22 protein-coding genes are annotated in these 23,647 nt (G+C 62.1%); 15 read left to right on the top strand and 7 right to left on the bottom strand.

The features are described 5' to 3' along the window. The first annotated feature begins 33 nt into the window (after window positions 1–33). The gene (gene msrA / locus D3D01_RS05220; protein ID WP_121511465.1) at window positions 34–564 is read left to right on the top strand and encodes a peptide-methionine (S)-S-oxide reductase MsrA; all 531 of its coding nucleotides are present in this window, start codon (window positions 34–36) and stop codon (window positions 562–564) included. A 192-nt stretch (window positions 565–756) separates the two neighbouring features. Here the strand turns inward: msrA and D3D01_RS05215 are convergent, their stop codons facing one another. Next, window positions 757–960 carry a hypothetical protein gene (locus tag D3D01_RS05215; protein ID WP_011223991.1) on the bottom strand — a complete coding sequence of 68 codons (204 nt, stop codon included), beginning with the start codon at window positions 958–960 and terminating at the stop codon, window positions 757–759. Between the two features lie 75 nt (window positions 961–1,035). On the opposite strand from D3D01_RS05215, the gene D3D01_RS05210 reads away from it, so the two are divergent. Continuing rightward, on the top strand, window positions 1,036–1,233 hold the full coding sequence (locus tag D3D01_RS05210; RefSeq protein ID WP_004958303.1) for a hypothetical protein: 198 nt from the start codon (window positions 1,036–1,038) through the stop codon (window positions 1,231–1,233). Beyond that, complete coding sequence (locus D3D01_RS05205; RefSeq protein ID WP_121511464.1) at window positions 1,233–3,320, top strand: AAA family ATPase; 2,088 nt, start codon at window positions 1,233–1,235, stop codon at window positions 3,318–3,320. Before D3D01_RS05210 ends, D3D01_RS05205 begins: the two co-directional genes overlap by 1 nt. On the opposite strand, the gene D3D01_RS05200 is transcribed toward D3D01_RS05205, so the two are convergent. Beyond that, window positions 3,317–3,544 (bottom strand): hypothetical protein, encoded by a 228-nt coding sequence (locus tag D3D01_RS05200; RefSeq protein WP_011223993.1) that lies wholly within the window; start codon window positions 3,542–3,544, stop codon window positions 3,317–3,319. The genes D3D01_RS05205 and D3D01_RS05200 overlap by 4 nt on opposite strands. A 65-nt stretch (window positions 3,545–3,609) precedes the next feature. Beyond that, window positions 3,610–4,362 carry a bacteriorhodopsin gene (locus tag D3D01_RS05195; protein ID WP_004514987.1) on the bottom strand — a complete coding sequence of 251 codons (753 nt, stop codon included), beginning with the start codon at window positions 4,360–4,362 and terminating at the stop codon, window positions 3,610–3,612. 358 nt (window positions 4,363–4,720) lie between these two features. Between D3D01_RS05195 and D3D01_RS05190 the strand changes: the two genes are divergently transcribed. From D3D01_RS05190 to D3D01_RS05180, 3 genes are all read left to right on the top strand, one after another. Next, window positions 4,721–5,050: a hypothetical protein gene (locus tag D3D01_RS05190; protein WP_004958307.1), complete on the top strand. Its 330-nt coding sequence runs from the start codon at window positions 4,721–4,723 to the stop codon at window positions 5,048–5,050. An 89-nt stretch (window positions 5,051–5,139) separates the two neighbouring features. After that, window positions 5,140–5,559, top strand: coding sequence for a thioesterase family protein (locus D3D01_RS05185; protein ID WP_121511463.1), 420 nt, complete (start codon window positions 5,140–5,142; stop codon window positions 5,557–5,559). Window positions 5,560–5,641: 82 nt separating this feature from the next. After that, entirely contained in the window at window positions 5,642–6,826 is a 1,185-nt protein-coding gene (locus D3D01_RS05180) for an AI-2E family transporter (RefSeq protein ID WP_121511462.1), read from the top strand. Here the strand turns inward: D3D01_RS05180 and D3D01_RS05175 are convergent. Next, window positions 6,823–8,055: a DolP-mannose mannosyltransferase gene (locus tag D3D01_RS05175; RefSeq protein ID WP_121511726.1), complete on the bottom strand. Its 1,233-nt coding sequence runs from the start codon at window positions 8,053–8,055 to the stop codon at window positions 6,823–6,825. The genes D3D01_RS05180 and D3D01_RS05175 overlap by 4 nt on opposite strands. Window positions 8,056–8,794: 739 nt before the next feature. Between D3D01_RS05175 and D3D01_RS05170 the strand changes: the two genes are divergently transcribed. From D3D01_RS05170 to D3D01_RS05135, 8 genes are all read left to right on the top strand, one after another. Beyond that, the gene (locus D3D01_RS05170) at window positions 8,795–9,703 is read left to right on the top strand and encodes a serine/threonine-protein kinase RIO2 (protein ID WP_121511461.1); all 909 of its coding nucleotides are present in this window, start codon (window positions 8,795–8,797) and stop codon (window positions 9,701–9,703) included. A gap of 644 nt (window positions 9,704–10,347) precedes the next feature. Then, entirely contained in the window at window positions 10,348–10,764 is a 417-nt protein-coding gene (locus tag D3D01_RS05165) for a metal-dependent transcriptional regulator (RefSeq protein ID WP_101350891.1), read from the top strand. Window positions 10,765–10,932: 168 nt separating this feature from the next. Continuing rightward, a complete protein-coding gene (locus D3D01_RS05160; RefSeq protein ID WP_121511460.1) occupies window positions 10,933–11,259 on the top strand; it encodes a NifU family protein in 327 nt (108 codons plus the stop codon). Between the two features lie 355 nt (window positions 11,260–11,614). Further along, window positions 11,615–13,564, top strand: a complete 1,950-nt coding sequence (locus D3D01_RS05155; RefSeq protein WP_121511459.1) for an ABC transporter substrate-binding protein — start codon at window positions 11,615–11,617, stop codon at window positions 13,562–13,564. Window positions 13,565–13,573: 9 nt separating this feature from the next. Further along, entirely contained in the window at window positions 13,574–14,527 is a 954-nt protein-coding gene (locus tag D3D01_RS05150) for an ABC transporter permease (RefSeq protein WP_121511458.1), read from the top strand. A gap of 3 nt (window positions 14,528–14,530) precedes the next feature. Further along, window positions 14,531–15,568, top strand: coding sequence for an ABC transporter permease (locus tag D3D01_RS05145; RefSeq protein ID WP_101350895.1), 1,038 nt, complete (start codon window positions 14,531–14,533; stop codon window positions 15,566–15,568). Then, the gene (locus tag D3D01_RS05140) at window positions 15,568–16,749 is read left to right on the top strand and encodes an ABC transporter ATP-binding protein (RefSeq protein WP_121511457.1); all 1,182 of its coding nucleotides are present in this window, start codon (window positions 15,568–15,570) and stop codon (window positions 16,747–16,749) included. Before D3D01_RS05145 ends, D3D01_RS05140 begins: the two co-directional genes overlap by 1 nt. Next, window positions 16,742–18,058 (top strand): ABC transporter ATP-binding protein, encoded by a 1,317-nt coding sequence (locus tag D3D01_RS05135; protein ID WP_121511456.1) that lies wholly within the window; start codon window positions 16,742–16,744, stop codon window positions 18,056–18,058. The genes D3D01_RS05140 and D3D01_RS05135 overlap by 8 nt, the downstream gene beginning before the upstream one ends. 39 nt (window positions 18,059–18,097) lie before the next feature. Here the strand turns inward: D3D01_RS05135 and D3D01_RS05130 are convergent, their stop codons facing one another. Beyond that, on the bottom strand, window positions 18,098–20,443 hold the full coding sequence (locus D3D01_RS05130; RefSeq protein WP_121511455.1) for a PAS domain S-box protein: 2,346 nt from the start codon (window positions 20,441–20,443) through the stop codon (window positions 18,098–18,100). Between the two features lie 195 nt (window positions 20,444–20,638). Here D3D01_RS05130 and D3D01_RS05125 point away from each other — a divergent pair, with 195 nt between their 5' ends. Beyond that, window positions 20,639–21,169 carry a hypothetical protein gene (locus tag D3D01_RS05125; protein ID WP_121511454.1) on the top strand — a complete coding sequence of 177 codons (531 nt, stop codon included), beginning with the start codon at window positions 20,639–20,641 and terminating at the stop codon, window positions 21,167–21,169. Between the two features lie 33 nt (window positions 21,170–21,202). On the opposite strand, the gene D3D01_RS05120 is transcribed toward D3D01_RS05125, so the two are convergent. Next, window positions 21,203–22,258 carry a DUF4350 domain-containing protein gene (locus D3D01_RS05120; protein ID WP_101350900.1) on the bottom strand — a complete coding sequence of 352 codons (1,056 nt, stop codon included), beginning with the start codon at window positions 22,256–22,258 and terminating at the stop codon, window positions 21,203–21,205. Beyond that, the gene (locus tag D3D01_RS05115) at window positions 22,251–23,210 is read right to left on the bottom strand and encodes a S49 family peptidase (protein WP_198560188.1); all 960 of its coding nucleotides are present in this window, start codon (window positions 23,208–23,210) and stop codon (window positions 22,251–22,253) included. The genes D3D01_RS05120 and D3D01_RS05115 overlap by 8 nt, the downstream gene beginning before the upstream one ends. Window positions 23,211–23,647 lie beyond the last annotated feature (437 nt).

Below are 23,647 nucleotides of genomic sequence, written 5' to 3'. Positions count from 1 at the left end.
TGAGTTTTGTATACCGGGCACGTATGTCGGGTGATGACTGACCAAGCGACATTCGCGGGCGGTTGCTTCTGGTGTACGGAATCGGTGTTCAAACAGATCGACGGGGTGGTCGACGTTGTGTCGGGCTACGCCGGCGGCCACGTCGCCGACCCCAGCTACGAGGCGGTCTGTCGCGGGGAGACGGGCCACGCCGAGTGCGTCCAGATTACGTACGAGCCGGACGAGGTGAGCTACGAGGACCTGCTCGCGGTCCACTTCACGACCCATACCCCGACGACAAAAGACCGAGAAGGTAACGACGTTGGCACGCAGTATCGTTCGGCCGTGTTCTACCACGACGAGTCCCAGCGCGAGACCGTGGAAGCTTTTATCGAGGAAGTCCAGCCGGGCTACGATAGCGACATCGTCACCGAAGTCGAACCGCTGGAGACGTTCTATCCGGCCGAGGAGTATCACCAGGACTACTTCGAGAAGAATCCGGACCAGAGTTACTGCCAGCTGACCATCCCGCCGAAAATAAAGAAGCTCGAAGAGACGCACGAGGAGCTCCTGCGGGCTGACTAGCGCGAGTAAATCAGTTGGAATAAAACATATGTTTATCCAATCCATATCCTACATTGCTGTCGTGTACCTACGACAGCCCATCCACAGACATCTGGTGCTGGATGGTGGTCGCCGGCACACACACCGGCGACCGTTCCCAACCACTGACGATATTGTTGAACCGAAAGCGCTGTCTGCCTCTGACAGAACAGGTCAGTCGCCGGGGTGTCCCGCGTGAATATCCAAGCGATAATACTCGGTGCTCACGGGTTCGTCGCTGTCGTACTTGTCGGGTTTGGTGTTCTCGCCGCCGCGAGCGGCGACCTCATTCAGTTCGCGTTGCTGACTGCTATCGGAGTCATGGTGGGTCTGCTCGGGCGGTCGGTCAGTCGGTTGGCTAACCAACTGTGACGGCATCAATGCTAAACGGGCGCGGCCACTATACATGAACCAACTGAAACATATGTCGGACACAGACAGGGGTATCTACTGATGGGGTTCAATAGACAAGACCGGCTGCCGATGGCCGCCGCAGTCGTCGTCATTGCAGTGTCGAACATCGTCGGTTTCGCTCTTACACTTCCCGTGTATGTGACGATTTTAGCCACCCCGCTTGCGCTACTGGTGTTCGGGGTCGTTCGGTACGTGCTGTACGGCAGTGCAGTGCCAGACGTGCTGGCATCGGGCTAATGGTCCAGAACCTCGAACTCACGATCAGCGTCGACGAAGCGAACGAGGGCATCGCAGTGCCGACAACGGTCGGGACACGCCTCGGGCTGGGTGACAACGGCGCAGTACTCATCCGAAAGCAGCGCGGGCAGGTGCAGGCCGCGACCGTACGGCAAGCGGATTCAGTTCCGGCGGAGACGGCCCGTGCCGGTCCACAGACCGCCGAGACGCTCGGGCTTCGCGACGGTGATCGGGTCACCGTGGAGGCGGCTGACCCGGCGGTCGCGACACATATCAGCGTCGCGCCGGTCCCGCAACTGTCAATCCGGGGCGGTGAAGGGCTTGTCAGGGACGCGGTCGGTGATCGCCCTCTGCTGGACGGCGACACCATCACCGTCTCGTTGTTCGACGGGTCGCTAACGGTACCAGTGCGTGTGGTATCGACACAGCCGGCAGGGCCTGTCACCCTCGTGGATGACACCGTGATCGAGATTACTGATGGGCCAGCTCCGAGGCGGTCAAACAGTGGCCTCGACCCGCTTGCCGAGACGGCTGTCGGCGGGTATGCCGACACAGTTGCAACGCTAGAAACTGCCGTTTCAACGGCGTTGCTGGCGTCCGACGACGTTCCCGGAAGCGTTCGAAACCGCGCCGGCGTATTGCTCGTCGGTGCCCACGGGGTCGGGAAGACACACCTTCTGCAACACGTGGCTTGGCTCGTGAACGCGACGATACACTCTGTTGATGCTGGGCGCCTGCTCTCACTGGACCAAGACGGAGCAAGAGCGTATCTCGACGATGTCACACGGGCTGCACAGGGGAGTGAACGCGGGATCGTCCACATCGATGGGCTCGATACGGTGTCGGCTGACGGCGGTGATAAAACGCGGCTGCTGTTGCGCCAGTGGCTCGACGATATCTCGACGCTCGACGGCGTCGCCGCTGTCGGCGAAGCGACCAGCGAGGACGACGTCCCCGTTGATATCGTGCAGGCGACACGGTTGTCTCGGACGGTTACCGTGCCGGAGCCGAGTCGCCGGGACCGGGCCGAGATTCTGAAGACAGTCGCCACTGGAGCGATGGTGAGCGCAGAGGCGGATCTCAAAGCGACCGGTGAACAGGCGTTTGGCTACGTTGCGGCGGACATCGTCGCGCTCTGGCTACACGCGGTGGAAGCGGCAGTTGCTCGAGACGGCGCTGGCGGCGATCCGGTGGTCGTCTCAGCAGCGGACCTCGAAGCGGCCCGCGACGCAGTCGAACCGAGTGGTATCCGTGGCACAGTACCGGAGATTCCGTCGACATCTTTCAGCGACATCGGCGGTCTCGACGGGCCAAAGCGCGAGCTCATCCGGGCCGTCAACTGGCCGCTGACGAAACCAGACCTGTTTGACTCGCTGGACATCGACCCCCCAGCCGGGGTGTTGCTGTATGGGCCGCCGGGGACAGGGAAAACGATGCTCGCGCGAGCAGTCGCGTCGACAAGCGACGCGAACTTTATCCCGGTCAACGGGCCGGAACTGATGAACAAGTACGTCGGCGAGAGCGAGCGGGCAGTCAGGCGAGTGTTCGACCAGGCGCGGTCGAACGCCCCCTCGATCGTGTTTTTCGATGAGATCGACGCGCTGGGTACGACACGAAGCGACGACAACGACTCCGGCGCGAGCGCCCGAACGGTGTCACAGTTGCTCACAGAACTGGACGGGATCGAAAGTCGGGAGGGAGTGACGGTTATCGCGACGACGAACAGACGCGACCGGTTGGACGACGCGCTGCTCCGGACGGGGCGTTTCGACCGTATCGTCGAGGTCTCGCTTCCCGACGCGGCCGACCGAGCCGAGATATTCGACACACATATCGGTGACAGGATAACCGGGCAGGTAGACCTCGAAGCGTTCGCCGCACGCACGGCCGGATACAGCGGCAGCGACATCGCTGCAGTCGTCAGAGAGGCGGGACTGCTTGCCATCGAAGAACACCTCAGGGCCCAGGGCGACAGCGACCGGTCGCGCAAGCCGGTCAGCCTTCGGGAGTCACACCTCGAAAAAGCCCTGCAATCCGTCGAATCGTCCGAGGCGGATCAGGCAGGCGAAACCGGCCACCGGAGCTAATCAAGCGTCCGCTGTCGGTGAAGCGTCAGAACGGAGATAACGACGCCAGCAAGTGCAACTGCCTCTATTGCGAGCACCAGCCAGAACGCCGGCCGGAACGCCAGTCCAAACGACCGGAACACTGGGAGGATGAACAATCCCACGACTGCGAGTCCGGCCGAGAGAATGAGTCCCGTTAGTGATCGAACACTTAGTTCCTTCGGCGTCGTTGGCTCCTCACTCATGTGCGTATCAAACGTACATATCGTTGGTGCGGCGTATAAAAAAGTCGATGAGCGCTGGATGTCCGCTAGTCAGCGGCTTCAGCGGACGGCGTCGGGGCGGAGTCGCCACCGACGATTGCGCGACTGCGCAGCAGGATGAATCCGAACCCGATCTTCGCGGTCAGGTCCAGAATCATGAACAGCAGGGTTTCGCCGAACAGGCCGACGAGTCCGAGTCCCTCGGTCCCAACAAGCCACGCGACGGGGTAGATGGCCCACGCGACGAGGATGATGTTTCGAAGGACGTTGAACGTCGACTGTGCTTCTTCGCTGGCATCGCTCGCGGCCTCGCCGACAACGACGACGAGGTAGTACAGGACGAACAGCATCGCGATGGTGCTGATAGTCCAGAAGGCGTACCGGGCCACAGGCACCTTCATCAGCGTCGCGGCGAGGCCGGTAACGATCATGAAGGCGTCGATGGTGATGAGCGACGCCATGTCGCGGTTGCTTGCGCCGGCCAGGAGGCCGATATCAAGCAACAACAGCGGCGTCGTGAACAGCCAGTCAGCGTATCGCGCCCAGTATACGTCGATGACCCGTCCGTTGACGAGTTCGACCTCCGTCAGGCCGAACCCGAAGAACATCGACAGGTACGACGACGCGGCGATACCTGCGATAAGGATGGTGATGACGTAGAACTCCTCCTGCTCGGGGTCCTGAACGTCCCATCCTTTGGCCATGAAGTACACCATACCCAGTAACATCCCGACCGTGCCGAGTGCGAGCCAGATTCCTTCGCCCTCTACACCGAGACTTGACACCTGGAGTGGCAACATCACATCAACAATAAAGGCTGGACATAAAAAACAGCACCCCCAAATTGATACGTGTATGAACGATAATTATCACTTTTGCTGGGACAGTTGAGTACTGTGTTCAGGGTAAGCAGGGATAGTAATGTATATTCGGCGTCTGCGGGGAAGGGCTGACACACCATAGCAATAGTTTACATAGTGACTAGTCATCTCAGAGTGAGCGATAGCTGACGGAAAATACGTCGTGATTAGATACGTTTTTAATCGCGCGCACGCGAGCGCGCCTGACAACAGTACTGGGTTATGAGCGAGCGGAAATCCGCCGATATCCCGCTGAATTGGCAGTAACTTAAAACATATGTCCGGCCTATATTACCATATGTCGGATGAGGCCGAGGCTACAGAAAGCGAGGCAGAGTCAGAGGAGTCAGCTACTTCGCAAGCCGAAACCGAGACAGAGGCGGTCCTTGATGCAGATGCAGCGGCTGCGACACAGTCTACAGCGGAATTGCGGGAGGTTATCGATGAGCAGCAAGAGCAGATAGAAGAACTCGAAGACTTGCTCCTGGACCTCTCAACGCGGGTTGCAGACGGGAACTCTATGGGAGTCTGTCCTGACTGTCACGGGCCAGTCATCAAGGTCAGTCCATGGTTCCGCTCAGCGAAGATCAAGTGCACCGACTGCGGGCGCGTGTTCCACGAGTACTGAACTGGTGCAGGCCGGGGCGACGGACCGGACCTCGTCCGTACCCTGCGTCAAGAGGGGACACTGAAATGCCGGTGGGTCGTAACAGTGCTGTGAGCTTCGAGTACACGACGGACGTCGAGGTCCGATACACAGACATCGACACGTATGGCCACGTCAACAACGCGACGTATGCGACCTACTTCGAGGAGGCTCGCATCGACTACCTGCACGACGTGGTCGACTGTGGCGAAGCGCTGCTCTCGGGCAGCGAGTCGGGCACTGGCATGGTCATCGCGAACCTCGAAGTCGACTACATCCAGCCCGTCCAAATCAGTGACTCAGTCGCCGTTGCCGTCCGGGTTCCACGTCTTGGCGAGAAGAGCTTCCCCTTCGAGTACGAGGTCCGGACCGAAGATGGTGTGGCTGCGACCGGAGAAACAACCGTCGTTACATACGACCGCGACACGGAATCCTCGCGCTCGATCCCCGAAGACTGGCGAGAGGCGATCACCCAGTTCGAAGGGCTGTAGTCACCTGCGTTACCCCGCTCACGTACAGCCACCGGGCCGACCGGTGGTTTTATTTTTTATCAAGATGTTGTACTGAAAACATATGGAATATAGTACCGACCTCAGACGGCGCGTTCTGCTTGCTATCGCGGGCGTAGCACTTTTTCTCGTGGTCGGACTCGTCCTGGCCCAGTTCCTCCCGACGCTCGTGTTTACCGTTTTTCTGTACTACGCCAGCCGACCGATTTATCGACGGCTCGGGTGGCTCCCGCTCCCCGAATCGTTCCTGGGTCGGGCTGTCCCGTACCAGAAACAGCTCCATGCGGCGGCCACGATTTTCTTCTTTCTGTTACCGTTCGTGCTTCTGGTCGGCTATACGATCGTCCTCATTGTCCCCGAGTTACAGTCGTTCTTCGGCGAAGGTGGCCTTGGCGCGGCGTACCTTTCGCAGTTTCAGGATCTTCAGGGTGGGTCGCTTCCGGGGCCGCTCGCCGACCTCGGATTCTCAGATGTGCTGGCGATGGGGCCGGACGAAGTGATTGACCTGTTGCGAAACGCGACAGTCCAGTCGTGGCTGGGACGTGTCTCTGATACGCTCATCGGCTCTGTGAGTATGCTTACGGCGCTACTGCTGCGCGTGTTCATCATGTTTGCCGGGACGTACTACCTGCTTACTGACGGACCGCGGCTTGTCGGCTGGTTCCTTGACACTTTCGACGGGTCAGGTGTCCTTCGCAACTACGCGGCGGCGGTCGACGAGGAACTGTCTTCGATTCTCTTCGGGAACATCTTGAACGCACTGGTGACGGGCGTTATCGGGATCTTCGTGTTCTCGCTGTACAATCTGGTCGCGCCAGGCTCAGTGCAGGTTCCGTTTGCACCACTCGTCGGCGCGCTCACCGGCATCGGCAGCCTCATTCCAGTAGTCGGAATGAAAATCGTCTATCTGCCCGTGGCTGGACTGCTTGCGGTCTCCGCGGTCGTCACAGGACAGACGGCAGCCCTGGCCTGGGTTGTCCTCTTTCTTGTGGTCACGCTGGTCGTCGTCGACACCATCCCGGATTTCCTGATTCGGCCATACGTCAGCGGTGATCTGACTCACGTCGGTCTGCTGATGTTCGCGTACATCCTCGGCCCCATCGCGTTTGGCTTCTACGGCATCTTTTTGGGTCCGATCCTGCTGGTGCTTGCCGCTCAGTTCTTCCGGATTATCGTCCCCTACATCATCACAGGTTCTGTCGAAACGACACAGACCTCGCTCTCTGACTACGACTCCACGGAGTCCTAGCCGCTTGCGAGCCTGGCTCTGGCGGTCCTCAAGCCGAGACAGCGGCTGTCTATCGACGAGTCGACTCTGTCGAGCCACCGCAACTCCATCACCGAGAGCCGGTAGTGACACGCCGACGGTTCAAGCTGCTGCCAATAGATGTACCGGACGTCGGGTACCGACTCGCTTTCCCCGTAGGTCTCCGGGAGACTGGTGGTTTCGAGGTCTGACATTGGCACCGGTCCCGGCGTTTCGACGGGTGTGAAGACGAGACCGACGCTACCGAGGACAGCGACGTTGACGACGAGAACCAGCCCGAGCGCCGCGGCGAGATACTGCTTCCGTCGGCGGTCACGGAGCGTCGTCGCGGCTATCCCGACGCCGATTGCGACGAACGCCAGCCCCGGAATGAGGTCGGTGTAGCCGCCGGTCTCGAAATCGACGAAGAATATCAGGAGCGCGAACCACGCCGCGCCGACCGGAATCCACCAGTCGGTGCGCCCGACCGCGCCGTCGTCGCCCCTGAACCAGCACCGAGCGGTGTGTCCGAGTCCGAAACCGCCCAGCACCACGAACGGCGACGCCCACTTGAAATGGACGACACCGGCGACGAGTCGGGCGAGTACTGGCACCTGCTCCTCGGTCTGTAGCGGCACGAGCAACACCTGGACGACCATCTCCGAGACCGAGTGCCAGACGAGAAATACCGGTGCAAGCATGACCACAGTGAACCCGAGGCCGCCGGCGACAACACGTTCAAGCGCCCGCACGTCTCGTTGCTGGATTGCCAGCCCGACCACGACGAGCGGGAAGATGACCCCGGCCTGCCAGTACCCAACGCTGGCCGCCGCGGCCACACCGCTCAGTGCCGGGTATTCGCGCGTGTACAGGTATATCGCCAGGAGTCCACAGAGGACGAGGAGGTACTTCGCCTTGAAACCGTACGCGGGCCGGACGGCGAACCCCGGCAGCAGGAACATCGAGAGGCCGGCCAGCGGCGCAGCGACGTCATCGCCGGTGATGTCGTAGACGAGTATCACGACGAGCCCGACGATTCCACACACCGCCGCGCTCATCAGCGCCACGCTGAGGAGGTGGAGCCGGTACATGTCGCCGCCGGCAAGCATCGCCAGAACGCCGGTCGTCTCGTAGGACAGCGGGAGCTTCGGCTCCCAGGCGTCGACGTACAGCCGACCGCCCCGCGTCAGATACCAGCCGAGATGCTGGAAGATGCCAGCGTCGGGAGCCATCGGGGGACGGGCAGAACCGAGTGTGATTGTCAGTACGAAATACAGTTCCGAACCGACGGCAAACAGCACCGGAAACGCGAGCCGACGGTCGTGAGAATTAAACGCGAGTGAGCGAAGCAGGTCCCTGAGCTGGTCTTTATGTTGTCTGCTCACACGGCACGCTTGCGTTTAGATGAGCAAAAGTAGAGAGTAGCTTAACGGCCACACAGTCAGCGAACGCAGTCGCCGTTCGCCTTACATATACTGTCACGGCGATTAGGAACGTATTTTCGAGTTGATGCCTAACGTTTCGCTTCTATAGCTGATTATGTGTGAATAGCGCTTGCGACCAGCAAAGGCCCGTTTCCGAGCCACATCAGCCGCGTTTTGAGATACTGAAACGATAGTACAGTAGCGATAGCAGATGTATGATGCCAAGCTGAAAACGTGTGATTATGTAGGTTAATGAGGTCTTATTCGATGAGCAAGCGACTGAACTGCGGTTTCGGTCACGAAACGCCGACAGTAGCGGGTCGAGTCGGACAGATGAAGATACGAGCGTAGCTGTCTCGGGCAGACTGTCCGAACACTGCAGTCCGTCTAAGTTTGCGCCCAGCCGCCCCGGTCAGAGCGCTCGTCGTCCGCCGATACAGCAACCAGCCTGAAACCAGATGTGTATTTTGTATAGCGGCTACAGATTTATCACCTCTATCCGGCGAACGCGTCGGCCTTTTACCAGTCCATCGAGTAGAGAACGCTAATGGTCCAGAACGTGGCTTCAGTGATGGCGGAGCTGGAACCCGAGGACTTCCATCTGCTTTCCGGCATCGAGCAGGGGATGCGGTTCTCGGAGTACGTCGCCCGCGAGAAGTTGACCGAGTTCTCACGGCTGACGTCGGAAGACGTCGACTACCGGCTCGACCGGTGTGCGGACCGGGGACTGGTCGAGCGCAAGACCATCCAGTACGAAGGGTTCAAACTCACTTTCGAAGGGTACGACACGCTTGCGCTGCATACATTCGCCGAGCGCGACACAATCGAAGGAGTCGGGTCTCCACTGGGTGTCGGCAAGGAAAGCGACGTGTACGAGGCTCAATCGTACAAGCCGGTGGCACTGAAATACCACCGCGAGGGGTATACCAATTTCCGTGAAGTGATGAAAGAGCGGGAGTATACCGCCGACCGCGACCACGTTTCTTGGCTCTACACCGCCCGGAAGGCCGCCGAACGGGAGTACGATGCCCTCGAAACGCTGTATCCGAACGTGGCGGTTCCCCAGCCAATCGACACGAACCGCCATGCGATTGTCATGGAAAAAATAGACGGCGTCGAACTCTCCCGAACGAAACTCGAAACGGAACAGGTACTGCCGATTCTGGATCTCGTCCTCGAAGAGATGCAGACGGCCTACCGCGAAGGGTACGTCCACGCGGACATGAGCGAGTACAACGTCTTCGTCACGAATGAAGGCGTGGTCGTTTTCGATTGGCCACAGGCTGTCCCGACCGACCACGAAAACGCCCGGGAACTGCTAACTCGCGATGTTGAGAACATCGTGAGCTACTTCGAACGAAAATACCCGCAGGAAATCAGTGACGTGGACAGAGACGCAGTCGCTGAACGGCTGGCGGTCGACGCGTTCGATTCTATTACCGATTTTACTGAGTAGCGGTGTTTTAGCCGCTACTACCCGTATTTGCCTGTTCATCGACGACCCGGAGGTGACCAGTGGTTTTCTCGATAAAGCATATAATGCGATATCAAATTCGGCAAACCAACTGATCGAGGCGATTCGGGAAGCGATTACGGCAGAGATAACGCCTCGATGGTGAGTGGAGTGCCACGCGATGGGTGAGAGTCTCGGACGGTAGGCTCGACTTCGCTGATTGAATTAGGCAGTCCTAAAAACCGCAGACGTTTTATATTATTAGGCAAGCCTAAAACATATGGCAGACGACGGTACTGAGTTCGGAGCACAAATGGGGGGAGACCCACGCAGGGATCGATGGCGGACCGTTTCGTATCGTCGAGGGCGCTATCGACACCGTTCGCGTGGTCCCGACGTACGGTGTGGGCATCATGCTGAGCGTCCACCGACGAGCGGCCGCTCGGTCAGTGCTCTACCGACAGTACTGGGGGCGTCTGCCTGATGGGTGGGGACGGAAATATCGAGATGATGGGAATGGGTAAACGCCCGCAGCGGTCACATGCCCGACTGTGGGCGTGGGCATACGTGGTGGTCTTCGGAGTCGGTGAGCAGTCGACAGGGGAGTCGACGGCAGTAAGCGGGAATCGGACGGATCCGTCGGAGCGATGAACACAGCACCGGAGTATCTGCTGGCGATTTACATCGCCCAGCACCGGGACGAACCGCCAGTCGCCCCGGGAGAGTTGGGGGAGATGCTTGATCGGTCTCCGGCGGCGGTGACGGAGATGTGCCAGCGACTCGCAGAGGAGAATCTCGTCACATATGAGCCGTACGAGGGGGTGACGCTGACAGAGTCAGGGCATGAGGAGGCAGCGGAGTTACACGAGACGTATGTGACCGTCTCGTGGTTCTTTCGGGGGGTTCTCGATCTCGACGATCACGAGACGGAAGCGATGGAGCTGGCCGGTCTAGTCAGCCCGATGGTCGCGGAGCGACTGGCCGCCACACTGCCCTGCAACGCCGAGACGAAACAGGACGGTTCAGAGGCTGGTTCGACGGCGCCGGATGAGGATACCGCCTGAACGAGGACTCCACAGCAAGCTTGTTTTAGGCCGTGCGAAAATTAATAGAATTAGTATACTAATTGTTTGGGTGGCCAAAATTATTGCTCCTGAAGCTCTAAGGAACGGTATTTTAGGTACGCCAAAAACGACATTTTTATGATAGGTTAGTGCGTATATACAATCGTCATGAGCGCTGAAGGACTCGAACGACAGGCGCGTAACTACTTGAGCAACAACGTCCCGCAAATCCAGCAACACGGCGGCAACTTCGAGGTCCGCGACATCGACGAGAGCGAAGGCACGGCCACCGTCGCCATCGGCGGTGCGTGTTCGGGGTGTGGCATCGCTCCGATGACGATGAAGGCAATCGAACGCCGACTCCCGGAGAGCGTCGACGGACTCGAAGCCGTCGAAGTCGTGCGGTCCGGCGGGCCGCGCGCTGCGGTCATGCCCTCGAAGACCGACGACATGGAGGAGATGGACGAGTACGAGGATTACAGCCCGCCATTCTGAGCAGCCGCTCGAACTCGAATCGCAACTGTAGGTGTCGGCCCCAGCTTTGACCGGGGCGCAGTGTCGTTCGTACCGGGAGCGACCGGCATCAGGACACCGTTGAACGACCAATCCTACGTGCTATCTCCCCTAAACTCGGTCTCGACAGCGCGTCGTCAGAGGATGGCGTATCTCTGGCCGGAGGTATACACCAGCGCAGTTCAGCCGAGAGGTGAAGCTCACCAGCGGGGTCTGTATCGGCGCCGTGTAGTATGCTCCCGGCCTGTCGCGTACCGATGCTGCCCGACTCCGAGCGCCGTTATGCTATAAGTGTGTGGGAGGGCAACATAACGCATAACTTTCGAGGTCAACGGGAATGTCTCATGACGCAGCTGCAGGCACGAGTACAGTGACGCGACGGCGCGTCCTCAAGACGGCGGGCGCGGCAACAGTAATGGCACTCGCCGGTTGTAGCGCCGGCACTGACGGAGGTGGAGACGGCGAAAGCGAGGGTGGACAGAGCCTCGACCCGGTCCGGGAGCGGGCGGAGGTCGCCGTCGACGAGATTCAGGACGGCGGGACACTCAGGTTCGGCCTCGGCGCGGGTATCGATTCTTTCGACCCGTCATACAGCACCAGCGCGCCGGCCGGCAACGTCCACGGACTCATCTACGAGAGTCTCATCACGCAGGACGCCGCGGGGACTGTGTACCCGTGGCTCGCGAAGACGTGGGAACGGATAGACGTCAAAGAAGTCGAGGACGGGGCCTACGAGCCGTACATGGTGTCGGCGGAGACGGACGACGAGGGGAACCTCGTTGCCGACGACCAGATCATCATCAGGAACCCCGAGGCCGGCGAGGTCCTGACGGTCAATGAAGCGCCCGATGCCGTTGCAGACGGCACCTACGGGATCAAGTACCGGGCCGAACTCCACGAGGGGGTCACCTTCCACAACGGCGAGGAGATGACCGCAGAGCACGTCGCCCGGTCGTATGAGGTGCTTGAGAACTCCTCGATTTCGGCTCAGACCTTCGACTCCTTTCTCTACGCGGAGGCCGTCGACGACTACACCGTCGACATCTACGGACAGGAGCCCGACGCCGAGGCCGACAGCCAGCTCCCGACGACAGTGTACCCGATGGAGCACATCGAAGAGTATCCCGACACTGGCGCGGACCCGCGAAACGACCTGACGCCGATCGGGACCGGCCCCTTCGAGTTCGAGTCCTACGAGGCCGAACAGCGCGCCGAGTTCAGCACGTTCGACGACTACTGGCTGGACGACCTTGGCCTCGACGCGCTGGAGTGGTGGGACGGGCCAGAGGGGTTCCCGACGAGCCCGGTCGTCGACGCGGTCACGGTCGCTATCGTGCAAGACGACGCGACACGTGCGGCCGCGCTCAACAACAACGAGATAGACCTCACCTACGGGCTCACGAGCGACACGTACAGCGAGTACCGGAGCGCGGAGGACTACCGGCTCAGCGTGACCAACGCCGGGGCGTACAACTTCCTCCAGTACCCCGTCACCGTCTCGCCGTGGGACGACGAGCGGGTCCGCCGGGGCGTCAATCAGCTGATTCCGCGCGCCCAGATTGCTGAGAACATCTACAACGGCTACCGGAACCCGGCGTACACGCCGCTGCCGGAGCTGGCCGCCGACGAAGGGACCGCCGACTACGACGCGCTGGTCGAGGAACTGCGCCCACAGACCGAACAGGACACCGAGGCCGCGACCGAACTCCTGCAGGAGGCCGTCGACGACCTCGGCGTCGAGACGCCCATCGAGGCGACCATCGAGACCAACACCTCCGACGACCGCGTGCGCGAGGCCGAACTCATCGCCCAGGTGATGAGCAACACGGAGTTTTTCGACATCAGCGTCGAGACCTTCGAGTTCACGACCTTCGTCCAGCGCATCCTCGGGCCGGAGTACTACCAGCAGGGCAACATCGTCCTCATCGGCCTCTCGGGCACGTTCAACCCCGGGAGCTTCTACGACGCCGTCAACTCCATCGACAACTTCGGGCAGTGCTGTAACTTCCAGCGGGTCGACACGCCGGACCTCGACGAGATTGCGACGGAGGCGCGGTTCTCGGTCGAGGCCGTCGAGGACCCGCAGTTCCGCGGCGAGCAGTACGACCAGGTGTGGCGGGGCCTCATCGAGCAGGCCCCGAACAGCTACACCGTCTTCGGGACGAACGTCTCCGCGCTGTCGACCGACTACGTCGGACACAACACGTACACGTTCTCCAGTGGCATCCTGCCCTACGGGCTGCACGACCCGACGGACCAGCAGGTCGCATATCTGGATCGGGAGTGACTCAGTACGATGAGCCTCAGACGATTCGTCGCGGTTCGCGTGGCGGCGACGGTGCCGATACTGTTCGGCGTCTCGGTGCTTACCTTCGCGCTGGTCCACCTGACGCCGGGGGACCCTATCGACCAGATGGTCGCCCTGAATCCGCAGATTTCGGCGGCCGAGGAGGCCGCGATACGCGCCAGGTACGGCCTCGACGGTCCGGTCTGGCAGCAGTACCTCACGTGGATGGGCAACGTCCTGCAGGGCGACCTCGGGACGGTCATCAGCGTCGACCAGCCGGTCCTGCCCTACATTCTTGCCCGGCTCCCCGAGACCATCGCGCTCGGTCTGTTCGGCTGGGCCATCGCCCTGCTCATCGCCATCCCGACCGGCATCTACGCCGCGGTGAACAAGGACACGCTGGGCGACGACCTCTCGCGGGTGTTCGCCCTGTCGGGCATCTCCCTGCCGAACTTCTGGCTCGGCCTGATGCTCATCCTCGTGTTCGCGCTCTGGCTGGACCTGTGGCCGGTGCTGGCCCCGGACAAGCCGCTGCTCTCCCCCGAGATGCTGTGGTATCTCGTCCTCCCGGGAGTCACCATCGGGACGGCGTCGTCGGCGACGCTGATGCGCGTGATGCGGTCGTCGATGGCAGAGGAACTGAACAAAGAGTACGTCACGGCGGCGCGGGCGAAGGGACTGCCCGAGCGAACGGTCGTGTTGAAACACGTCCTGCGGAACTCGCTCATCTCGGTGACGACCATCGCTGCGTTCCTGACCGCGAGCATCTTCGCCGGTGCCGTCGTCGTCGAGCAGGTGTTCGCCTGGCCCGGGCTGGGACGGGCCTTCGTCGGCGCGATCATCGGCCGCGAGGTCGACCTCATCATGGCCATCACGCTGTTTACCGGCGTGACGATCATCCTCGCGAACCTGCTTGCAGACATCATGTACGCTGTGCTTGACCCACGAATCCGCTATGATTGACCTATGAGTACGGACCGAGGACGCATCCGGATAACGGGGTTCGACGCCGACCGCGTCGAGTCCCGCGAACCGCTATCCGACTGGACAGAGACGAGAGACACGGGGACAGAGAGCCGGTGGGCGCGCGCCTGGCGCGAGTTCCGCCGGAACCGCAGCGCCATGCTCGGGCTGTACATCGTCACGGCGATGGCGCTGCTCGCGGTGTTCGCCCGTCCAATTACGGTCGCGGGCGTCACCGTCCAGCCGTTCTCGCTCGCGCCGTACGACCCGAGCGCCATCCTGTACGCACAGGGCCTCGACGTGAGCGCCTACGAAGCCCCGTCGCTGGCCCACCCGTTCGGGACCGACGGCTCCGCGCGGGACGTGTTCTCCCGCGTGCTGTACGGCGGCCGGTTCAGCCTCTCTATCGGCTTCATCGTCGTCCTCGTCACCGCCGTAATCGGGCTGGTGTACGGCGCGGTCGCCGGCTACTACGGCGGCCGGGTCGACGAGGTGATGATGCGGATACTCGACCTCATCTTCGCGTTCCCCGGCCTTCTGCTCGCGCTCATCATCGTCGCCGTGCTCGGCAAGGGGTACTGGGAGCTGGTGCTCGCCTTCACTGCTATCGGCTGGGCGGGCTACGCCCGACTGATACGCGGCGAGATTCTGAAAGTCAAAGAAAACGAGTACGTGCTGGCGGCAAAAGCGCTGGGAGCGCGGGACCGCCGTGTCATCTTCAGACACGTCGTCCCCAACGCCATCGCGCCGCTTGTCGTCCAGGCTTCCCTCTCCATCGGGACTGTCGTTATCGGCGTGGCGGCCCTTGGGTTCCTCGGGCTGGGTCTCCCACCCAGCTCCGCCGAGTGGGGCACGATGCTGGACCAGACCCGCGAGACCATCGTCCAGGGACCGGGCGGGTCGATTCCCTGGTGGGTCACCGTCTTCCCCGGCGGCGCAATCTTCCTGTTTGTCATGTCGATGAACCTCATCGGCGACGGCATCAACGACGCGCTGGACGCACAGGAGAGCGAAGACGTGGCCCGCGGGGGCGAGGTCTGATGGCGCTGCTGGAAGTCGAGGACCTCACGGTCAAGTTCTACACCGAGGAGGGCGTCGTCACCGCCGTCGACGACCTTTCCTTTCGCATTGAGCGCGGCGAGAAGTTCGGGGTCGTCGGCGAGAGCGGCGCGGGCAAGAGCGTCACCGCGCTATCGGTAATGCGACTCATCGAAGAGCCTGGCCGCATCGAGAGCGGGACCGTCCGTTTCGACGGTGAAGACCTCATGGAACTGTCCGAATCCGACGTTCGAGACGTGCGGGGCAACGACATCGCGATGATATTTCAGGACGCACAGACCGCACTCAATCCCGTCTACACCGTCGGCGAGCAGATCGCTGAGGCGATCCGCCACCACCTCGACTACGATGACACGGCCGCCCGCGACCGGGCGATTCGGCTGCTCGATGACGTGGGTATCCCCGAACCGGCGGCCCGCTACGACGACTACCCCCACGAGTTCTCCGGCGGGATGCAACAGCGGGTCGTCATCGCCATGGCGCTGTCCTGTGACCCCGACCTGCTCATCGCCGACGAGCCGACGACGGCGCTCGACGTGACCATCGAGGCGAAGATTCTGGACCGGCTGGAACGGCTCGCCGAGGAGTACGACACGGCCATCCAGCTCATCACCCACGACCTCGGGGTCATCGCGGAGCTGTGCGACCGGGTGATGGTAATGTACGCCGGCCGCGCCGTCGAGACGGCGACCGTCGAAGAGCTGTACTACGACCCGAAACACCCCTACACCGTCGGGCTGATGAGCGCCATCCCCCGCATCGGCGACCGGCAGGACCGCCTCCAGACGATTCCGGGGACGATGCCGGACCTCGTAGAGGTGCCCTCCGGCTGTAGCTTCCACCCGCGGTGTCCCTTCGCCGAAGAGGTGTGTACGCGCAAACAGCCGCCGCTCGTCGACCCCGACACCGGGGACGGTGTCGGTCTGTCCGACCGGGCAGCAGCCTGTCTGGCCTACACCGGCGACCTCGACGGCGAACTGGATTACGAGGTCGAAGTGAAAGGCCGGGACGCGCCGCCCACCGAGCCACAGTCGAACGCCCGTCTCCACGCGTCGGACGCCGAGAAGCGCCGGGCCGACTCCGATCCGCTTCGCGCCGATTCCGACCTGCTGGACCAGAGCGACGACGTGGACGACGAGACTGGAGGCCGGCAAGATGGCTAGGACGGCGGACAACCCCGTTCTGGAGGTCGAGAACCTCACAAAGTACTACGAATCCGGGGGGAGCCTCATCGATACCCTGCTGGGCCGGAATCAGGAAGTGAAGGCGCTGAACGGCGTCGACCTCGAACTGTACCCCGGGGAGACACTCGGTATCGTCGGGGAGTCCGGCTGTGGCAAGACGACACTCGCCCAGAGCCTGCTGCGGCTCATCGAACCCACGGCCGGGACGGTCCGGTACAAGGGTGAGGACCTGACGGCAGCTTCTGACGACCGCCTCCGGGCGCTCCGAAAGGACATCCAGTACATCTTTCAGGACCCCTTTGCCAGCCTCAATCCGCGGCTGACGGTCGGCGACATCGTCGGTGAGCCACTGGACATCCACGACATCGCCGAGGGCGAGGCCCGGACCGAGCGCGTCAGCGATCTGCTGGAAACCGTGGGACTCAATCAGCGGCACGCTCACCGCTACCCCCACGAGTTTTCCGGCGGCCAGCGCCAGCGTATCGGCATCGCCCGGGCGCTCGCCGTCGACCCCGAGGTCATCGTCTGTGACGAACCCGTCTCGGCACTGGACGTGAGCGTGCAGGCCCAGATTCTGAACCTCCTCGCGGACCTGCAGTCGGAGTTCGGCCACTCCTATATCGTCATCGCGCACGACCTCAGCGTCGTCGAACACATTGCCGACCGAGTTGGTGTCCTCTATCTCGGAGAGTTCGCCGAGGTAGGCCCGACCGAAGACGTGTTTCAGCCGCCGTATCACCCCTACGCCGAGGCGCTGCTGTCCGCTATTCCGGAGCCAGATCCCGGCTGGGAGGGCGACCGTATTTTCCTCTCTGGCGACGTTCCATCGCCGCTGAACCCCCCGTCGGGCTGTCGGTTCCACACCCGCTGTCCGAAGGTTATCCAGCCCGAGGGGACAGACATGGCACAGTCCGAGTGGCGGTCACTGATGGACCTGAAACAGCGGCTCCGCAAAGCCGACTCGCTGGAAGCGGTGACCGCAGTGCAGGAGGGCGTCGAGGACGAGGACCGCAGTCAGCTCTCACGGTCGGCCCTCGACACGCGGGTCCGAGCCGAGTTCGGCCTCCCGGACACGGTCGGCGACCGCGAGGCCGAGGACGTGCTCGCGACGACGCTAGACCACCTGCACGACGGGGCGTTCGAAGCCGCGCGGACGGTGCTGAACGACGCCTTCGAATCGCCCTGTGAGCGAACCGACCCAGCGCTGTTCGATGTCGGCGACGACCACCGTATCGCCTGCCTGCTGTACGACGACGCGTATCCGGATGCACCGACACGGACCGGATAGCCCGGAGCCACCGATGCGTGACGCGGTGTGACCCGGCCGCTATTCGAACTCGACGCCGGTAATCTCGAATCGTGCCCCGCCGTCGGCGCTTTCCGACACGTCGACCGACCAGCCGTGGGCCTCAGCGATGCGGTCGACAATCGCCAGTCCGAACCCGGTGCCGTCGTCGTCGGTCGAGTATCCCGCCTCGAACAGTGTCCCACGCTTGGCTCCTGGGACGCCGGGGCCATCGTCTGCGACGTAGAAACCGTCTTCGGCGGTTCCGATAGTTATTGTCACGCACTTGCCGTTAGCTGTGTCCTCTGGCTTCGTCTGGCTGCTGGTAGCGCCGTGGTCCACATCCGTCTGGTCCTGTGACCGTGGCTCGACCGACCCGTGTTCCGCACTGTCATCGACTCCCGTCGAACAGCTCGTGGAACCGTGTTCCACACTGTTCCGGAGCAGGTTTTCGAGCAGTTGCAGCAGGCGCGGCCGGTCGGCGGTAATCGTCACGCCCCGCCCGACAGTGTCGGCGAAGCCGAGGGTCCCGTCCCCGGCGTCCTGAGAGACCATCTCCCAGGCATCCGCAACCGCGTCACGGAGCGAAACCGGCTCGGGCTCCTTGATGTCTCGCCCCTGGCGAGCCAGAAGCAACACGTCATCGATAATGCGCTCCATCCGGTCGAGCGCAGTCTCGATCCCCGCCAGATGGCTCTCATCACCGGTTGTTCGGGTGAGCTTCAATCGTCCCTGTGCGGCGCTCAGAGGACTGCGAAGGTCGTGGCTGACGACGCTGGCAAACTCGGCGAGCCGGTCGCGCTCACGCTGTAGCTCCCGTTCTTGCTCGCGAATGTCGGTAATATCGCTTGCGATGCCGAACACGGCGACCGGGGTATCGGGGTCGGACCGCTCCCCCGTGTCGTATATCGGGACCTTTGTCGAGAGATACTGCTGTGCCTCGCCGTCGATAACGATACGCTCCTCAACCTCCAGCGGTTCGCCAGTGTGTAGGACGGCACGGTCGTTTGTCCACGCCGTTTCGGCTGTTTCTTCCGGGAACAACTCGAAGTCGGTGCGGCCGACGATTTCCGCGTCAGTGAGCCCAGTCATCTCCCGATAGCCGTGGTTGACGAAGATGTACTGCCCGTCGTCGTCTTTCATGAACATCGGGGTCGTGGTGTTTTCCAGAATCGCTTCGAGCCGTCGCTCTGCTCTCCGCAGGTCACGCTCACGTTCTCTCTGCTCGGTGATGTCGTGGTGGACGCCGACCATCAGTGTCCTGTCGTCGTCTGATAGGGGCTGTCCCCGAACGGACCCCCATCGGACGTTCCCGTCCACGTCGATTACCCGGAACTCTCCGTCGTAGATGCTGTCCGTTTCGACTGCTCGCTCTATCTGCTCGCGGACTTCATGGGAGTCCTCGGGGTGAATCAGGTCGAACACGGCCGACAGCGTCCCGTCGAACCCACCGGGCTCGAAGCCCAAGAGCCGTTCGAGCGTGTCGCTCAACACAACCTTGTCTGTCTCGTAGTTCCATTCCCAGACTCCCGTTTCGCTGGCCTCTAGAGCCAGCTGGAGTCGGCGTTCGGTTTCCTGTAGGTCCCGCTTCCGGTCGCGTTTGTCGGTGATATCGGTCAGCGTACAGACCACGCTTTCGACAGCCCCGTCGCCGTCGAACAGCGGCGCACCGTTCACGGAGAGCACCTTCTCCGTGCCGTCTGGCCAGTGAATCGTGTGCCGAGCGTCGGCCAGGGGCTGGCCGGTTTCAAGCACCTGTCGAAACGGGAGCTCCGCGTCCGGTATCGGGTTCCCGTCGAGGTCCCGGATATCCCACTTCGGGTCGTTGTAGGCCCGGTCTTTCACCGCCGACTGCGACAGTCCGAGAACGTCGACGGCGCGCTGATTGGCGAACACGAACTGGCCGTCGCGGTCGAGTTGCACGACACACGACGGGACGGTCTTGAGTATCTGTTCGAGTCGGTGTCGCCGGCGCTTGGCCTCGGTTGCCGACTGTTTCGCCGCCACCACGTTCTGGACCCGATTAGCCAGCAATGTGTACTGGTCTGTGCCCCCTTCCTTCTGCATGTAATCGGTGACACCGGCCGAGATAGCGTCGCTCGCGACTTCCTCGCTTCCCTTTCCAGTAAACAGGATGAGCGGGAGGTCGGGGTACTCCTTGCGGACGGCTTCGAGGAACTCGATACCGTCGCGTCCAGGCATGTCGTAGTCCGACACGATACAATCAACCGGTGACTCCGCAAGCCGCTCCAGCGCGTCTTCCGCGTTCGGCGCCGTCTCGACGCGGAACCGGTCGTTCTCACGCTCAAGAAGCGCAGCAGCCGTTGCCGCGAAATCCGGCTCGTCGTCGACGTACAACAGCCGAACCGTGTCACTTGGTGATAGCACCAGAACAAGAGGCTTGCTGACACCTGAGAGGGCAGGCCACTTAGTGTGTTTGGCTATCTGTCACATACGTGGCGTGGTGACCGTCCTGCGAACTGTCTGCTCGTCTCCTGCTTCGCAGATGGACGTGGCCAGACACGGCCGAACAGCCCCGCTGACCGACGAACACTTTTGCGCACGCCGACCCATGTGCAGACGATGCGTCGCATCTACGACTCGGGGGCGCTCCACCGCGACGACGAGGAGCCACAGGCGCCCACCGAGCGCGGAGGGCGGCCACAGGCCGCACGCAGTATCAACGGCCGGGTCTGGAGCGACCTGCTGCTCCCGACGTGGCTCCGCTATCGTGCAGTGTCGGTCGATATCGAGGTCCCACAGGCGTCGTATCCGGCGGGAACGAAGGTGCCGTTCGTCGTGACGATTCGGAACGGGCTTCCGGTGCCGATAACGCTCCCGACGGACTCGCCGCGGCCGTGGACGTGGTACGTCGATGGAGTGCCCGAGGCGTCCCACGTCGATAGCGTGCCCAGCGAGGCCGGCAGCCTCCGGTTTGACCGCGGCGAGCGAAAGCAGTTCAGGCGACAGTGGGACCGGATGTTCCGGGTGAGCGACGACGAGTGGGAACCCGCGCCAGCCGGAGAGTACACCATTAGCGCCGGACTGAGCGTTGCCAACGCCGGCGAGCATGGCTTGTACAGCGAGACGACGATCAGCATCACCAATCAGTGAAGGCGCGGGCGATCGCGTTCCGAGCAGCCCGAATCAGGACCCACTTGGGGTGGGTGCGGGCGTCGGAGTCGGGCTGGGGGTCGACTCCGCTGGTGTTCCGGCCGGGGTGGAAGTGTCACCACCAGCCCCGAATCCGGGATCCGTGCTCGCGGCACCGCCGGGATCGGGTGCTTCACCGTCAAGCAGGAAGGAAAGCAGGTTTCCGATGAACACCTCGTTGTCGGCGTCGTATATTTCGGAACTGCGTATGAACGTCGAGTCAGTGACGAACACCATGTTGTCGTTGCGGACGACTGTCGCGTACGTTCCGGTACGCCGCGTCTCCAGCGTTCGGGTGCCATCGGCAGCGGTGAACTTCGTCTCGGCATCGCCGTTTACCACCGCGTAGCCGGCGGTGTCGAAGGTGATCGTCTCGACACCGTCGGTCAGTTCGCCGTCACCACTCGGTGACGCGTAGATGGCCTTGAAATTGTTGTCGTTGGCCGCGTCGTCGACGTTGTAGAGCTGTTCGGACCCCATCCGAACGCCGTAGCGCTCGGTGGCGTTGTTGGCTCCGAACGACACCGTCGTCGTCGACTGGGTGAAGCCAGTTGAGAGCCGCGTCTGCGTCGGTTCAGCCAAGACAACGACACGCCCGCCGTCGTCCGTGTACTCCTGGAGCGCATCGCGCTCTTCTTCGGAGTAGCTTCCAAGCGGCTGGACGATGAGCACACCGTCATACTGGCCCAGCGAATCGGCGAACGAAGCAGTGCCGGCGGTGCCGTACTCAACGGTGTGGCCCGCTTCGAACACGGCCTCGATAATCGGCTCGAGTTCGGATTCAGACACCTGATTGCCGTGGCTCGTGTCGACGAGTATTCGCTGCCCACGTGCCTCAGCGTCGACCGATATCTGTCCCTCTTCTGGGTCGACAGGCGCATTGACAGCGTCGGGCTGGTACTGTGACGGGGACTGACCGTCGATGGACTGGCCGTCGGGCGGCCCCGATGACCCCGGGTTGACGACTGCGAGGAGGAACGTCCCACCCAGTATCGCCACGAGAACGACGATAAACACGGCGAGCGGCTTGACGATACGGCCCTCAGTCATTGCGGATCACCGTTGCGTTGTTGTCGTCGGCAGGGATTCCCCAGACGGCGTAGTACTTCACCGGTTCCCGGAACGTCGTCTCGCTGTCGTCGGGGTGGACGAGATAGGTCACGTTGTTCGCGCCCTGGACGGTTTCAGCGCCGGCAGGGACGATGATGACGTTGAATTCGGCACCACCACTGCCCTGATACACCACGTCGTACCCGTCGCCCTCGATATCATCCGAGAGCGCGGCGGCCCGCTCGATTGCTAGCTCAGTGTCGCCGATGCGGTCGGCGAAGCCGTTCTGCGTCGCCTGGGCTCCGAGGTACGTGTTCCCGTTGGCGACTTCCTCGCGGGAGAGCGTCAGTTGCTCGCCCCGGTGGCGCATGACCGTCCCGACGAAGGACCGCTGGAGGACCTCGATGTCCTCACGGAGCCCGTCCTTGCTTATCTGAGCCTTATCCGGCCCCGAGCGGACGAACGTCTCGCCCTGCTGTTCGACCTGCTCGATGAGGCTCAGCGGGGCCTGAACGATGACGCCGATGCTACCGACGTTCGAACTCGGTTTGACGACGATCTCGTCGGCCGGGACGATACCGTAGTAGCCGCCCGAAGCGGCCGTGCCTTCGACATAGGCGACAACGGGCATCTCGCTGGCGGTCCTGTTCACCGCGAGGTAGAACTCCTCGCTCGAATCGACCGGACCGCCGGGGCTGTCGACCCGGAGGACGACCGCCTCGATTGACTCGTTGGTCCGTGCCTCGCGGAGGTCTTGCTTGACGGCGTTGACGTTCGCGTCGGTTGTGCCGCCGCGAAGAGTGATGACGGCGACGCTCGGGTCGTCGTCACCACCGCTTGGCACGCCGTTCCAGATGACCGGCGCGAATATCGCGGCGATGACGAGGGCGAGCGTGACCGCGATTACGTACGACGCCGTCATCGCCGAGAACAGTTGTTCTCTCCTAAACATCCATACATCCCGTTCGGACTGCGGAAGTAATAAACCCCGGTCGGGGAATCGCGCCGCAGTCCGGCATCCAGACTGGCTGAGACGCCAGCAACCAACGGGTATCGGTTCCGGGCCGTGGCACCGGTGAGACCCGAGCACTGGCCGACACTTGACGGGAGAGGTGAGATGCTTGGTTGTCCCGTGAAGGTGTTTGAACAGCCAGAAAGCCCCCGATACGTTCCGGTCCCGCGGCTCGCTGTCGGTCGAAAGACGCTCTGCGTCTTTCGTGATGTCGAGAGAGCTTCGGTCTCTTGAACCACGCTCCTCGGTCGTGTCACCTTCTGCGGTGGTTATGTCGTCGGGATTCCCGGAGCGCATCGGCTGGCTACACGGCTACGAGGCGTTTCTGGTTGTTCACTCACGCAATCACACGGCGACAGATTTCCCAGCAGCCGAAC

Origin of the sequence: Haloarcula sp. Atlit-7R (assembly GCF_003666065.1) — an archaeon.
In the GTDB taxonomy this organism is placed as follows: domain Archaea; phylum Halobacteriota; class Halobacteria; order Halobacteriales; family Haloarculaceae; genus Haloarcula; species Haloarcula taiwanensis.
This window is presented reverse-complemented; position numbering and strand designations above follow the sequence as displayed.